17 protein-coding genes are annotated in these 12,795 nt (G+C 42.7%); 1 reads left to right on the forward strand and 16 read right to left on the reverse strand.

The features are described 5' to 3' along the window. Positions 1 to 41 precede the first annotated feature (41 nt). Complete coding sequence (locus MHH63_RS16250) at positions 42 to 803, forward strand: MBL fold metallo-hydrolase (RefSeq protein WP_248548046.1); 762 nt, start codon at positions 42 to 44, stop codon at positions 801 to 803. A gap of 77 nt (positions 804 to 880) precedes the next feature. On the opposite strand, the gene MHH63_RS16255 is transcribed toward MHH63_RS16250, so the two are convergent. The 16 genes from MHH63_RS16255 to MHH63_RS16330 form a co-directional block, all read right to left on the reverse strand. Beyond that, positions 881 to 1,516: an NAD(P)-dependent oxidoreductase gene (locus MHH63_RS16255; protein ID WP_076129952.1), complete on the reverse strand. Its 636-nt coding sequence runs from the start codon at positions 1,514 to 1,516 to the stop codon at positions 881 to 883. Positions 1,517 to 1,534: 18 nt separating this feature from the next. After that, positions 1,535 to 2,428, reverse strand: coding sequence for a beta-1,6-N-acetylglucosaminyltransferase (locus MHH63_RS16260; protein WP_139329833.1), 894 nt, complete (start codon positions 2,426 to 2,428; stop codon positions 1,535 to 1,537). Positions 2,429 to 2,495: 67 nt separating this feature from the next. Beyond that, entirely contained in the window at positions 2,496 to 3,362 is an 867-nt protein-coding gene (locus MHH63_RS16265; RefSeq protein WP_341171790.1) for a VOC family protein, read from the reverse strand. A 154-nt stretch (positions 3,363 to 3,516) separates the two neighbouring features. After that, positions 3,517 to 3,825: a GNAT family N-acetyltransferase gene (locus tag MHH63_RS16270; protein WP_248548044.1), complete on the reverse strand. Its 309-nt coding sequence runs from the start codon at positions 3,823 to 3,825 to the stop codon at positions 3,517 to 3,519. 41 nt (positions 3,826 to 3,866) lie between these two features. Continuing rightward, positions 3,867 to 4,211 (reverse strand): low molecular weight protein tyrosine phosphatase family protein, encoded by a 345-nt coding sequence (locus MHH63_RS16275; RefSeq protein ID WP_076129950.1) that lies wholly within the window; start codon positions 4,209 to 4,211, stop codon positions 3,867 to 3,869. A 36-nt stretch (positions 4,212 to 4,247) separates the two neighbouring features. Then, the gene (locus tag MHH63_RS16280; protein ID WP_076129949.1) at positions 4,248 to 4,799 is read right to left on the reverse strand and encodes a GNAT family N-acetyltransferase; all 552 of its coding nucleotides are present in this window, start codon (positions 4,797 to 4,799) and stop codon (positions 4,248 to 4,250) included. Next, on the reverse strand, positions 4,796 to 5,554 hold the full coding sequence (locus MHH63_RS16285) for a Type 1 glutamine amidotransferase-like domain-containing protein (protein ID WP_248548043.1): 759 nt from the start codon (positions 5,552 to 5,554) through the stop codon (positions 4,796 to 4,798). Before MHH63_RS16285 ends, MHH63_RS16280 begins: the two co-directional genes overlap by 4 nt. 5 nt (positions 5,555 to 5,559) lie before the next feature. Then, complete coding sequence (locus MHH63_RS16290) at positions 5,560 to 6,162, reverse strand: GNAT family N-acetyltransferase (protein WP_051491425.1); 603 nt, start codon at positions 6,160 to 6,162, stop codon at positions 5,560 to 5,562. 77 nt (positions 6,163 to 6,239) lie between these two features. Next, the gene (locus MHH63_RS16295; protein ID WP_341171791.1) at positions 6,240 to 6,974 is read right to left on the reverse strand and encodes a metallophosphoesterase family protein; all 735 of its coding nucleotides are present in this window, start codon (positions 6,972 to 6,974) and stop codon (positions 6,240 to 6,242) included. 50 nt (positions 6,975 to 7,024) lie between these two features. Beyond that, positions 7,025 to 7,291: a hypothetical protein gene (locus MHH63_RS16300; RefSeq protein WP_076303459.1), complete on the reverse strand. Its 267-nt coding sequence runs from the start codon at positions 7,289 to 7,291 to the stop codon at positions 7,025 to 7,027. A gap of 428 nt (positions 7,292 to 7,719) precedes the next feature. Next, positions 7,720 to 8,244 (reverse strand): hypothetical protein, encoded by a 525-nt coding sequence (locus MHH63_RS16305; protein ID WP_076189801.1) that lies wholly within the window; start codon positions 8,242 to 8,244, stop codon positions 7,720 to 7,722. Positions 8,245 to 8,421: 177 nt separating this feature from the next. After that, on the reverse strand, positions 8,422 to 8,844 hold the full coding sequence (locus MHH63_RS16310; RefSeq protein ID WP_076100677.1) for an Rrf2 family transcriptional regulator: 423 nt from the start codon (positions 8,842 to 8,844) through the stop codon (positions 8,422 to 8,424). A 345-nt stretch (positions 8,845 to 9,189) separates the two neighbouring features. Beyond that, on the reverse strand, positions 9,190 to 10,017 hold the full coding sequence (locus MHH63_RS16315) for a HEAT repeat domain-containing protein (RefSeq protein ID WP_076303458.1): 828 nt from the start codon (positions 10,015 to 10,017) through the stop codon (positions 9,190 to 9,192). Between the two features lie 101 nt (positions 10,018 to 10,118). Further along, complete coding sequence (map, locus tag MHH63_RS16320) at positions 10,119 to 10,865, reverse strand: type I methionyl aminopeptidase (RefSeq protein ID WP_076218952.1); 747 nt, start codon at positions 10,863 to 10,865, stop codon at positions 10,119 to 10,121. A gap of 32 nt (positions 10,866 to 10,897) precedes the next feature. Continuing rightward, the gene (locus MHH63_RS16325) at positions 10,898 to 11,884 is read right to left on the reverse strand and encodes a hypothetical protein (RefSeq protein WP_341171792.1); all 987 of its coding nucleotides are present in this window, start codon (positions 11,882 to 11,884) and stop codon (positions 10,898 to 10,900) included. 168 nt (positions 11,885 to 12,052) lie between these two features. Further along, positions 12,053 to 12,679 carry an SGNH/GDSL hydrolase family protein gene (locus MHH63_RS16330; protein ID WP_341171793.1) on the reverse strand — a complete coding sequence of 209 codons (627 nt, stop codon included), beginning with the start codon at positions 12,677 to 12,679 and terminating at the stop codon, positions 12,053 to 12,055. Positions 12,680 to 12,795: the final 116 nt, after the last annotated feature.

The following is a 12,795-nucleotide window of genomic DNA, read 5'->3' on the forward strand; positions in this document are numbered from 1 at the left end:
CCTCACGGCGTCGCTCTTATTATCAATCACGGAGGGATATAATGTACATTGCTCAAGGAATAGAAATGCTCGAGATTACAGCGCAGGTTATGGGTGGAAAAGACACGATTTACCCCACGCTACTCTGGGATGAACATGCCGCCGTACTCGTCGATACCGGATTCCCGGGTCTACTCTCTACTTTCAAAGAGGCTCTAAAAGAAGCGAATGTGCCTTGGGAGAAGCTCCGTACCCTTATTATCACGCATCAGGATTTAGACCATATCGGTTGCCTCCCTGCCCTATTGGCTGATGAAGATCTAGAGCTTACTGTTCTGGCTCATGAAATTGAGCAGCCCTATATTCAAGGAGAGCGAATGCTCCTTAAGCACACTCCTGAAGCTTTAGCGGCGGCAGCGGCTATGATCCCAGCTCATGTACCTGAGGAGTGGCGGCGTGCCTTCCTCTCTGTATTAGCCCATCCTCCTAAAGGAAAAGTGGATCAAACGCTTGTGGATGGAGAAAAGTTACCTTTTGCCGGTGGAATCACGGTGATCCATACCCCTGGCCATAGCCCAGGGCATCTCAGTCTTTACCATCATGATAGCCGTACACTTATTGCCGCCGATGCCTTGACCGTTCAGGATGGCGAGCTACAGGGTCCCACTCCTTCCGCCACACCTGACATGGAGCTGGCTTTGTCCTCTCTGAACAAATTCTCTGAGTATGAGATCGATACGGTCATTTGTTATCATGGCGGACTCTACCGCGGAGATGCAAACAGACGCATTGCTGAACTAGCAGAAGGAAAAGGAAAGCTGTAATGATACAAAAGAAGACAGAGCCTGGAATCCGGCTCTGTCTTCTCTTGTTATATATAATCGTTATTCTTCATTATCACTTAAGACTCTGAACCCACCGTAAACCGTTCACGAATATGCTGCGGCTGTTCGATTTCATCGACAATAGCAACGGCATAATCTTCGTAGCTGACATAACTCTCGCCTTTGGAGTTCACCAGAAGATTATCCTTACCTTTTACATAAGAACCCGTTCTTGTGCCGATGGCAAAATTAGCAGATGGGCTAACAAAGGTCCAAGAGAGTGCATCTGTCCCTTGCAGAATCTCCAGATTCTTGGCTTGATTCGTCGCTGTTGGCTTAATAAAGTCAGGAAAGTCATTCGTATCCACTACTTTAAGCGTTTTGGCTTCATCTACATAAAGACTTCCTGCACCCCCAACTACAATCAATCTTGTATCGGGCGAAGCCTTCAACGCTTCAATAAGCACATTCCCGGCATCCACATGCAGATGTTCTTGTCCAAACGGCGCACCAAAAGCATTTACAACCACATCGAACCCCTGCAAATCTTCAGCGGTAAGTGCAAATACATCCTTTTCAACGACATTCGCTTTACTATTTGTTACTTTAGATGCATCCCGCACAATCGCTGTAACTTCATGACCTCTATCCAACGCTTCCTGCGTAATTCGGCTTCCAGCTTTTCCACTTGCTCCAACAACTGCGATTTTCATATGATTGTCCTCCTGAGTTTACGATGTTTTCGCTTTAATATTTATATCAAGGAGCTCCTGAACGATGGTTCTATCGATATCGAGATCAAATTTTCTCCCCCAAAAGCATTCCGTGCCCCGTTGAGTGATCCGATCATAGTCTTCAATCGTTAGCGTTCTAGGATAATCCGGTCCTGTTTCCCAATCTGTATACCGCTTAATTTCATTCAGCACATGCATCTTATAAACACTATTCAAAATTATCGTATGGAAAAAGATTTCATCTCCACATAAAGTGTTCCTAAAAAATCTGACGTATTCCGGAGAGCTTTTTGTAAAATCCAAGATGTATTCCATACATCCACCTGTAATAGACATCCAGTTTGAGCCTTTATATAAACCGTTCGGCAGAGCGCTTAATCTTCTTTGCAGAAACGGAACGCTCATAATTAGTTTAATGTACCTCATTCGGATCGCTGTCATACGCCGGGTCCTTGAGATGAGGAATCTAGGATAGTAAACTGAGACCCGCTCGTAACATCCCCAAGTTTCCGCAGCATTAGGCAGCTGCAAATACTTCACAAATTCCTTACCTTCATTCCCCTTAAAGAAATCTAGAATCACTTCATTCGAAGCCAGAGGCAGATCCTGACCGCTTAGAATGTGAATATAATTGAAATCCCCATGTTCTTTGATCAGCGAAAAGCACTTCAAAATGCATTCAATCTGGCTGTAATGCCCCCACTGCACATCAATAGGCTTTTCCACAAAATGAATATCGTTACGATGAATAATGTCAGCTTCAATATTACTTTTCTGATCGACATGCAGGAAAAACTCTACGGACTCGTTAGTTAAACTATCAATTAGCAAATTGATCTGCTCCGGATTCTTATGACAAAGAATGATATACGCCATTTTGAATGCTTCCAACAAACTTCACCCTTCCGCCCACCTATTTCCAATATTATAAAATAAATGGACGAAAATGGATATATAATTATCTCTCTAAAACAAGTCTGATTCCAATGTTCCAAGGATCTTGGAATGTAGGATCTCCATTCACTTCTGTAACTGCGTAACCAGCCTGCCGTACTCGCTCCACCACAGCGTTGCGTTCCTCTTCATTCGTAAGAATTAAGGTAAAATAATCAATCCCCACAGTATCAGCTGGAGCCGCAGGTGCGCCCTGTCCAGCCCAAACATTCAGCCCGATATGGTGATGATAGCCACCAGCAGAGATAAACATAGCAGCACTTCCATAATTAGCTGTTAGTTCAAAACCAAGCAAATCGACGTAGAAGGCTTTCGCCTTATTTAAATTCCCCACATGAAAGTGTACATGCCCAATCACTGTTCCCGCTGGCAGCCCGTTCCATGATAAACCTTCAGAAGCTGCCAATAGTCCATCTACATCCACTGGATCAGTGGACATCATTACATGCCCTTCCGCATCATATTTCCATTCACTCTTAGGACGATCTCGATAGATTTCAATCCCATTATTATCTGGATCCTGAATATACAACGCTTCACTGACCAGATGATCCCCCTGCCCCACTTCAATCCGCGAAGAGATCAAATTGCGCACAACCAATCCAAGGCTAGGACGATCTGGAACAAGGATAGCGAAATGATACAACCCAGCCACAGAATTAGGGCGGATCACCCGCGCATTTTCAATCTCCCGCAAAATCAATAACACAATCTGACCGTCAGCGGTCATTTCAACTTCGCGGCCAGTCTGCCGCAAAACGCTTAACCCCACAACATTCTGATAAAAGGTGAGCGAACGCTCCAAATTGCTTACTCTAATCTGCACCAGACCGATCTGAGTGTCTGGTTGAAGTATTGTTTTAGTCGTCATTATAAATTCCTCCCAGTCATGCTGTAACTGTTTTAGTTACAAATTAACTATCTTTAGTATAGTTACCTTCTATATGTTTGTCAATTACCTATAAAAAAATCATGTCGACTGGTTCACAGCCAAACATGATTCACAGGAACATATAATAAGTAATTCAAAAAAAGGTTTCCGGGTATTTCAACTCTCCCTTAATCCTCTGCAGTACGCCTTCCTTCAGCTCACAGACCATAAAGACATTCTCCGGTACCGCGAATTGTTTCAACTCCAGCCCATGTAGCCCTGCGGGTTGAAATCCGAATCTTGGATAATATTCGGGATGCCCGATCAAAAAGACAAGCTCATATCCGAGCGTTCTACATCTTTCTAACCCTTCTTGGATCAGCGCCTTGCCGATTCCTTGCTTCTGAACGAATGTTTTCGACCAACTGCGCTTCATCTTCCCGATCACCAAAAGCCTTAACATTCACTTGAAATACTTCATTATAGTCTGCCACAGTTTCTGCTCTAATTCTCATTTTTGTTGCTCCATTCCAGTAAATACTCGGATACACTGGATTCCAAAAGGCCGATCAAGTCTTCATCCATATACTTATAGTCATCAGCTATGTTCAGGCAAATTATTTTTTTGCCCCTTACACAGTCTCTAAATTTATCTTGAATTCTTCGAACATGTTTCTTCTCCATCACAAAAATCACATCCGCCCAACCCAAATGCCCTTCAGAAATTTTAATTCTGGCATGATCTTCAGTCCCTGCTGATCTCGCTTCATGACCATCAATTCCTTGAAAGATCTTCTCCGCAGTTAGACTCCGCCAGCGATTCTGGCTGCAGACAAACAGGAGTTTAATAAGTGCACCTTCCTTATCCGATTGTTAAAAAGATATTTATTGTCTCGCCTGCTTCGTGTATTCAATCAACCAACAATCTCTTAGCTCTCCTTCATGTTGTTCGTGCTGTTCAAGGTATTTCTTTTTCACAAAGCCAATCTTTTCGTATACTCTAAGGGCTCTTTTATTCCAGGCTTGCGGGTCCATGACAATTTTTTCAGCCTGTTTTGCTTCGATAAGATAATTAACCGTTTCTTTAATGAGTCGCGAACCCATTCCTTGATTCCATAAATCAGGCTCGCCAATAAACTGGTCCATCCCAAAGATTTGACCTTCGAATCCCACGTAGCCGTACACCTCTAATTCTTCATCATCTATAAGATAGAACTGGAGATAACCTATATCCCGCTCCTTGTATTGCACAATACACCGTGTAACTTCAGCTTGCTCGTCGTAAAAATGCTCCTTCACCAGCTCCAAATCATGCGGGCGATCACGACCTTCATAGAACTCCAGTACAACGGGGTCTGAGAGCCATTTTACAAGTAATGCGGCATCGTTTAGCTCAAGTGTTCTCAGTCTGATCTCTTGCTTTTCAAAAATAATCATAACGCACTATACAGTTCATAAAGAGGTCTGTAGCTTGGATGTTCTTCTATTTCCGTTACGACAACACCTTGCTCGGAGTCAATCACACGGTAGGCTTTAGCTTCTTCTCTGGTCGACATCACTTTATATTCCTTATCTTTATAGATGATTGCACAATTGTTATCCACCGCGATTCCAGGCAAACCTCCACCTTTAACCATGCGTGTAAAATCTTCAACCCGAATATCCTCATTATAATGCGGACAATGAATGCCCGGCAGAATCCCCATGGCTTCAAGCTTGATATACTGCCATTCCCCCTGATCGTCGAACGCCTCAGAGTCACTATGCCCATATTCAAACCAACAGATGGAACCTGCGCTAAGCCCGGCCAATACGGTTCCAGAGGAGTAAGCTTCTTTCAAAAGCGTATCTACCCCTGTATTTTTCCAAATCTCCAGCATCTTTCGGGTATTGCCTCCACCAACATAAATCAAATCAGCAGCTGTAATTAAATCTGTAATCTCATCATGAGTGTAGGTTTGGCTCACAAGCAATAAGTGACTTGTTTCACATCCAAGAATATCGCCATATACTTTGCTAAAAGTATCACAATACCCTGTCGCATCACTACTGGCTGTTGGAATAAATAACGCCTTCGGCTTAGCCTTTTGAGTTAGCTGCACAACTTTACGATCAATTTCCAGCGTTTCAAGCTCGATTAACTCTCCCCCGCCAATCACTACGATAGTGCCCATGATTTCCCCTTCTTTCACTAGGATTACATCCTATTGCTCACTCTTGGCTTACCGATGCTTGCAAAATATTCCTCTGCCAAAATGCTGTAGATCTCCAGATCCACCAGACCTTTACCTGACCATACATGCGCCTGCCTTAACGTGCCTTCTTTCGTAAAGCCATTTTTCAAAAGCACCCGCTTCGATCGTTCATTAAAGGGCATAACCTCAGCTTGAATTCGATTGACTTCTGCAGTCTCAAATAAATATTTCACCACTAACTGAATGGCCTGAGCTGCAATCCCTTTTCCCCAATAAGGTTCCGCCAAAAAGTAACCGATCGTCACCATATCCACCTTTTGATTAAAATCCATAACTTCGATGATACCTAGCAGTATGTAAGGGTTATTTTTGAGGAAAATCCCCCATTTCACTCTTACCCCTTTGGTAAAATCACGTTCGAAATGACCGATCATATTCTTGACTGTATCTTTATTATGTTTCGGAATAATTCCACAGTACTCAAACACTTGATCATTGCTATATATCCCAAATACCTCATTAAGGTTGCTGACTTCAATCTTTTTCAGTAATAATTGCTCGGATTCCAAAGTAGGGAATTGCTCAAATACGTGACTAAGCTTCAATTTGTTCCCTCCATTACTTTTTGATGGCTTGGATCAGGGTTGCAGTTTGACTTTTTCCTTTATTATCCTTTCCTTTATTATCCCCGGACACTTCCCCTGTACTGCGCGGTTCTAAGCTCACGAATATAAGGCTCTGCAGCTGGCATATCTGCCTCAACGGCCTGTTGAACAGCTAACTCGATGTCATAAGGCACTCTTACAAATTGCATATTCAAAGGAGATGCTAACACTCCCATGTATTCTCCCTCCATAATCACATAAGATGCCTGGGTTAGATCAAGCGGATTCCCCACACTGCCTACGTTAAATAAGGTCTTACCTTCTAGATGTTGAATAAAAGCATTATGAATATCCCCGTAACCTACGATATCCGCTTGTCGTTTTTCCTGGCAGAGATCAGAATAATCAAACAAAGATAATCGCTTTTCATAATCATCCCAAGGTTGAACGCGTTCATACAGGCTTCGTGGCGAAGCATGAAATAATCGTACAAATTTACCACTCATCATAAACTCAATCGAAAACGGCAACGTGCTTAAATTAGCTAGGCGCTCTTGACCTAACAACCCGCGGCACCACCGAGCCATCTCAAAATCAACATCCTGATTCATTAAATCATCCCAGTTCCCCATAACACTGATTTCACAATTCTTTTTTATGATATCAACGGCTAGGTCTGAGTTCGGTCCTTTTCCAACAATATCGCCTAAACAAAAGACTCTGCTGATTCCCCGCTGCTGGATGTCATCTAAAACGGCCGTAAGGGCCGGTATATTTCCATGAATGTCTGAGATTATTGCAATTTGCTCCACTGTAGAACCTCCGTATATATTGATCTTTAAAAAAGTTACTTATCCTAAAACTAATTGTACTGCATTCTCAATGTTGGCTGTTGCTGCTCATTTAGCGGCCGCTGCTCATTTAGCGGCCGCTGCTCATTTATAGGGCATTTTTGCCTTTCTTTTCGCTCATTCAGCGACTGTTGCTCGTTTATAGGGCATTTTTGCCTTTCTTTTAGTTCATCCATCGACTGTTGCTCGTTTATAGGGCATTTTTGCCTTTCTTTTCGCTCATCCATCGACTGTTGCTCGTTTATAGGGCATTTTTGCCTTTCTTTTCGCTCATCCATCGACTGTTGCTCATTTATAGGGCATTTTTGCCTTTCTTTTCGCTCATTTAGCAGCTGTTGCTCGTTTGTAGGGCATTTTTACCTTTCTTTTCGCTCATTCAGCGACTATTGCTCGTTTATAGGGCATTTTTGCCTTTCTTTTTGCTACTTTGGATGATTTCAGCCAAATCTGAGGCATTTATACCGTATATTCCACCATTCCAGCTACTTCAGCCCATTTCAACGGTATTTATACCGTACATTCCACCATTCCAGCCACTTCAGCACATTTCAACGGCATTTATACCGTACATTCCACCATTCCAGCCACTTCAGCACATTCCAACGGCGTTTATACCGTACATTTCACCATTCCAGCTACTTCAGCCCATTTCAACGGTATTTATACCGTACATTCCACCATTCCAGCTACCTCGTTCTAGTCACACTTAATCTTTTGTAAACTTTATGGATTGTAAAATATCCTCTATCCTCTTCATATCTTCTTTATGTACTTCATCCACACTATAAGGGAACTGCACCATAAATGACATTTCCGGTGCCTCAATAACGTAATAGATAGCTTTTCCTTTACTCCCTTCCTCTTCGAATACTTCAGTTTCGTACTTTACGGACTCTAACCCGCCTAAACTAGCTTTACTTTTTGTCAGCTCCGCCCCGTTGTTGTAATTCGTTTGGGCATCCTCGAGCCATTTGTTGACAAGCTCCATGTCCTTAGGCTTAAATCCAAAGAGCATTACTCCCGGACCTTTAAGTCCCTCAGCAGGTTTATAATCAGTCGTAGAGACTATCAACCATAATGGCGCTCCATACTTCTCAGTTACAACCCAATCATCCGGATAGTTAAAGGTGATTCCAAAATTAGTATCCTCGTATTTAGTGGTATCCTTTGATTCATTACATCCGGTAATCATTACTATAATTAGTAGTATAGGCAGTAATTTCTTTAACATTCTTTAGCTCTCTCCCTCAATGTATGTATGTATATTATCTTTAATCCGGCTTCTAAATACAGATTCTATATTCCCTCTTACTTCCCTTCTTTGACCCTAAACCTAATTAAGCAAAAAAAGACCAGAATCACGTTTTCACATGTTCTGGCCTTACTTCTAAGCTGTGATATGGAGGAATCATAGTTCTGGCATTTCATTCACAATCTGTTCCAATGTAACCTCCTGGAGAACATTCTCCATTGCTTTTTGGGCGAGTGAGAACACAGGTACAATTGCACTGGCTATATTCTTGCCAACAGGACAATCTGGATTAGGATGCTCATGTACAGAAAACAACGAGTCCTCTTCCACCGCATTAACTGCCTTATAAATCTGCAGCAGCGTAATCTCGGATGCGCTACGTGTAAGCGAAGCGCCTGCGACTCCGGGGCGTGCATTTACTAGTCCTGCTTTTTGCAGCATACTCGTAAGCCGACGGATAACTACAGGGTTTGTGTTTACGCTACCAGCTATCCACTCCGACGTGCTTTTGCCTTCTTTATTGCTGTCAATTAACGTTAATATATGAATGGCTACCGCAAATCGGGTGCTAATATTCATGGAAATCTCTCCTTCTGCCTTGCTGCAAAACATCCTTCAGATGCAACTATAATAGTTACATTTCATGCATTTGTCAAACTTTTGAGGATATGAACAACTTATAATCTATCAATATTCTCCATATAGATAGGTTGGTGCATTTTAATGAAAAAAGATCGTTGGGCAATACTTTTAATAATAGTTGTCTTTGAATTTATTAATATAACCTACAGTTTAATATTCGAACAATCCATAGAGTGGTTTTCTTTGATTATATTAATTCTCTTTGTTTCTTTAATTGTTAATTCTAATATAAGTAAAAACAAAAAAAATGATTAAATACAACTGCCAAATGGCACTCGTATCCTAAGTGTCTTTTCCTATGTTATCGAATTCCTTTAGGATCTCAGCCACCTGGGCAGCATATTTTTTACTCAGACGCGATTTACCAAGATTACTCTTCACAATCTTAAGGATTCGGGCATCTCGGCTCTTTGCAAATCTCTCCAGCATAACAAAGCCTTCTTCAGGCTCATTCGCCACTAATACACTCAAGCTGTATTCAAGTCCCTTAGATAATACGCGAAAATGCTCAGCGTCCTCATGTTGCGCTCCCCCACCATCTATACTCTCCATGATTCGGGCAGCCAACTGAAGACAATATAGCGTATTTTCTTTCTTTTTTAAAAGAGGAGGATGCGCTAATGCTGCTACAAAAGCCCGCTGTTCAAGCCTGTTCGCACCTTTCTCCCACATGTCAATCAGCTGCCTGAGCAGGGTGAAATCATCCTCCCCTATAATTTGCAGCGCCATAGCAGACGCTTCACGCACCCTCCATCGCGAATCATTCATAGCTGTCTTGATGATGTTTTGAATCACTACTTGCTGCTCTTCTCCAGCGTAACTGTAATAAGCACCCAACGCCCTAACTGCACAAAACGGCAGAAACTCACGGGGATCATTCACCCCAGCTTCAGCTTCACTAATGTCAGTCCAAGAGACGAGCAGCTCCCAGCCTGTATCTGTTAGATTAGGATGAGCGAATTGTTTGGCAAAATGGTCTGAGAGCTCCAAATTCACTCGTGGTCCTGGGAGTTTACTCTCCTGCATCATCAAATCATTAAGCTGTACCCACAGCTCCTTATCGTTTACCCATTGCTGAAACGGCACTTCAATCATCTTTTGCTCAGCCATCTCTGGTCCCTCCGATAGTTATCTTCAGATTTGAACAATTCCTTGCATCGCGTATGCGGGGCACAACCTATAAATAATAAGGTCTGTTCGCACACTACTCTTTATGCCTTAGTCAGAATAACAGGCTCACCTTTAGTCACGATAATCGTATGTTCAAACTGTGCTACCCGACCGTTATCTACAACACTTAGCGTCCAGCCATCCGATTGCTGCTCCACATAGTCCGCTCCAGTCGAGAGGAAGGGCTCTATTGTAATTACTTGTCCTTCCTTCAGCACCGTGGTCACTCTTGGATTATAGAAGGGTAGAATTTCAAAAGGCTTCTCATGCAGTGATTTGCCAATTCCATGGCTGCACAGATTACGCACCACTCTATAACCGCGTTTGCGAGCTTCAAGTTCCATCATTCTGCCGATCTCGTTAACCTTCATTCCTGCCCGCAGATGATTGATCACACTCATCATGGTTTCCTCTGTACTCCGGCATAAACGCAGAATATCATCGTTATAGGGCGGCAGTTGAAAAGAAACGCCAGCATCCCCATAATACCCATTCAGCTCAGCAGAGACATCAATGTTGATCAAATCGCCAGCATTAATCACTCTCGGACCCGGAATACCATGAGCAACCTCTTCGTTCACACTGATGCAGGTGCTGCCCGGGAAATTATAAGTTATCTTCGGGGCTGAGGATGCTCCGAAGCTTTCCAGAATCTCAGCTCCAATAAGATCTAACTCCGCAGTCGTCATCCCAGGGGTTACTTTCTTTTTCATCTCGGCGATGGTGTGGCCCACCACTTTTCCAATAGCTTTTAACCCTTCTAAATCTTGTACCGTATCACTTGTCATCCAACACACATTCCTCTCACTTCATGAATTAATCATTTGTCCAGCCTCTGAAATGCACTCCCTACCCACTGAAAAGTATCTTCCACTTGTTTGCCTGCTGCGTTATCGTAGTAACTTCTCTTGAAGCTATGCTCATCAACTTTATCCAGTTTTATGGAATACCGCTCAGGACTGCTGATAAACAGCTGATTTTCAGGTTTAATAGGCAGTTCTTCTATCACGTTATTTCTTCTGAGTGTAAAAAGCTTGTAGAAATAACCGTTACTCGTTCCATATTGTCCGATCGTAAAATCGGGATCACCATCTCCATTATAATCCTCAAACTGAAGCTGGAAAAAATCATTAAAGGTCTGGGCAAATTGATCATTTAACGGATAGCTACTCAGTGTTTTTCCATGCTCATCAGTCACTACTAGCCTAAATCGGCCACTCCAGTTTCTTCCCGCTAACGGACTCGGTGTAGTCCAATCTTCGCTATATGTCCCGTCTAGCAGTTGCAGATTTAAAAATCCCGCTCTGCCTGTGACCGGAGACAGTTCATTATGTGATAGGGTTACTGGACCTGTTACCTCGACAGAAGTCTCCACAGGGTCTGCCTGTTCAATGTTCTCCGTATCGATTGTTCCATAAATGAGCTTTCTTAACTGGTCAGAGTTTTTTACAGGAATTGTATAGCCCTGACTGCTGTTCTCTGCTGTAGTAAACATCCCTTCATGTCCAAGTTGATCTCCAAGCGCTATGTAATAATCTTCCGAATAGCCGTCCCCATAAACAAGCTTCATTTCAAATTCCGGACCCCAATCCAGATCATCAGAAAATTTCTTACTCTTGTTCATAGCCTCCGCAAGCGTCTTGATCAAAACAGAATCCTTTAGCGTTAAGCTCTCTGAGTGCAAAGGACGATCCGCTTGTTTCTGATCACTCGTTGCCACGGGTGTCAACGACACGCCTTCGATCCATCTGGCATTGATGAAGCCCAAATCACTTTTACATCCGCTTAACACTACGACCAATAACAAAGGTGCTATCCATATTAACCGCCTAATGCGAATCGCCTCCAATACATAAGCATATTCCAATTATAACAGTGTCTATAAATATATAAAAACGACTTTATGAACACGCGATTAAAAAAAGACTACAACCTGCTTATTAAAGCGTGGTTCTAGTCTTAAAATGGCAATTGATTAGATTACTCCCATCGTTTTGAGCCAAGCATCCGCAATAAGTGCATGACCTGCAGGAGTAGGATGTACTCCATCATATGCCCAGTAAGCCGGTTCTGCTTTTACGGAAGCCGCTGCAAAAAGTCCATCTAGCGGAACCAGCGGCGCCCCATATTCACGTGCCAGCTCGCGGACAATATGAATTTTAGGATCAAGATCCTGACGCCAAGTTCTACGATCTTCCGGTACAGGCAAAACAAAAGGCTCTATAAGCACTAATTTAGCATCTAAAGATTTCTGAGTGCGTTCGATCAGGTCCCGATACGAAGCTTCAAACTGCTCGGGAGTGGTTTCTTCACCAGAATCAAAACGCCGCCAAGTGTCGTTAATTCCAATATAAATGGACACCCAAGTCGGCTTCAAATCCAGACAATCCTGATCCCAACGTCCCTGTAAATCAACAATATGGTTGCCACCAATACCACGGTTAATAAAAGTAAGATTCTTCTCTGGATATAAATACCCCAGACGAGCGGCGACCATCATTGCATAACCTACTCCAAGTGATGAAGCGTCTTCATGATTACGCCCCCAGTCTGTTATGCTGTCCCCTTGAAACAGAATGACATCGTTTTGTTGGAATATCATAAATGAAATCCTCCTCTAACTACCTCTGTTAATATAACCCAATCTATTATATCAAATACAATGAATACAGCCTACTGTGAAACATCAATAATGCAAACATTTCACTAAAAAAACAA

The organism is Paenibacillus sp. FSL H3-0310 (assembly GCF_038002785.1).
Taxonomy (GTDB): Bacteria; Bacillota; Bacilli; order Paenibacillales; family Paenibacillaceae; genus Paenibacillus_AQ; species Paenibacillus_AQ odorifer.

What these genes read in the sequence shown, in the direction of transcription:
- MHH63_RS16250 (WP_248548046.1), top strand. Translation starts at nt 42, where the DNA reads ATGTACATTGCTCAAGGAATAGAAATGCTCGAGATTACAGCGCAGGTT.
- MHH63_RS16255 (WP_076129952.1), bottom strand. Translation starts at nt 1,516, where the DNA reads ATGAAAATCGCAGTTGTTGGAGCAAGTGGAAAAGCTGGAAGCCGAATT.
- MHH63_RS16265 (WP_341171790.1), bottom strand. Translation starts at nt 3,362, where the DNA reads ATGACGACTAAAACAATACTTCAACCAGACACTCAGATCGGTCTGGTG.
- MHH63_RS16270 (WP_248548044.1), bottom strand. Translation starts at nt 3,825, where the DNA reads ATGTTAAGGCTTTTGGTGATCGGGAAGATGAAGCGCAGTTGGTCGAAA.
- MHH63_RS16280 (WP_076129949.1), bottom strand. Translation starts at nt 4,799, where the DNA reads ATGATTATTTTTGAAAAGCAAGAGATCAGACTGAGAACACTTGAGCTA.
- MHH63_RS16300 (WP_076303459.1), bottom strand. Translation starts at nt 7,291, where the DNA reads ATGGATGAGCGAAAAGAAAGGCAAAAATGCCCTATAAACGAGCAACAG.
- MHH63_RS16305 (WP_076189801.1), bottom strand. Translation starts at nt 8,244, where the DNA reads ATGTTAAAGAAATTACTGCCTATACTACTAATTATAGTAATGATTACC.
- MHH63_RS16310 (WP_076100677.1), bottom strand. Translation starts at nt 8,844, where the DNA reads ATGAATATTAGCACCCGATTTGCGGTAGCCATTCATATATTAACGTTA.
- MHH63_RS16315 (WP_076303458.1), bottom strand. Translation starts at nt 10,017, where the DNA reads ATGGCTGAGCAAAAGATGATTGAAGTGCCGTTTCAGCAATGGGTAAAC.
- map (WP_076218952.1), bottom strand. Translation starts at nt 10,865, where the DNA reads ATGACAAGTGATACGGTACAAGATTTAGAAGGGTTAAAAGCTATTGGA.
- MHH63_RS16330 (WP_341171793.1), bottom strand. Translation starts at nt 12,679, where the DNA reads ATGATATTCCAACAAAACGATGTCATTCTGTTTCAAGGGGACAGCATA.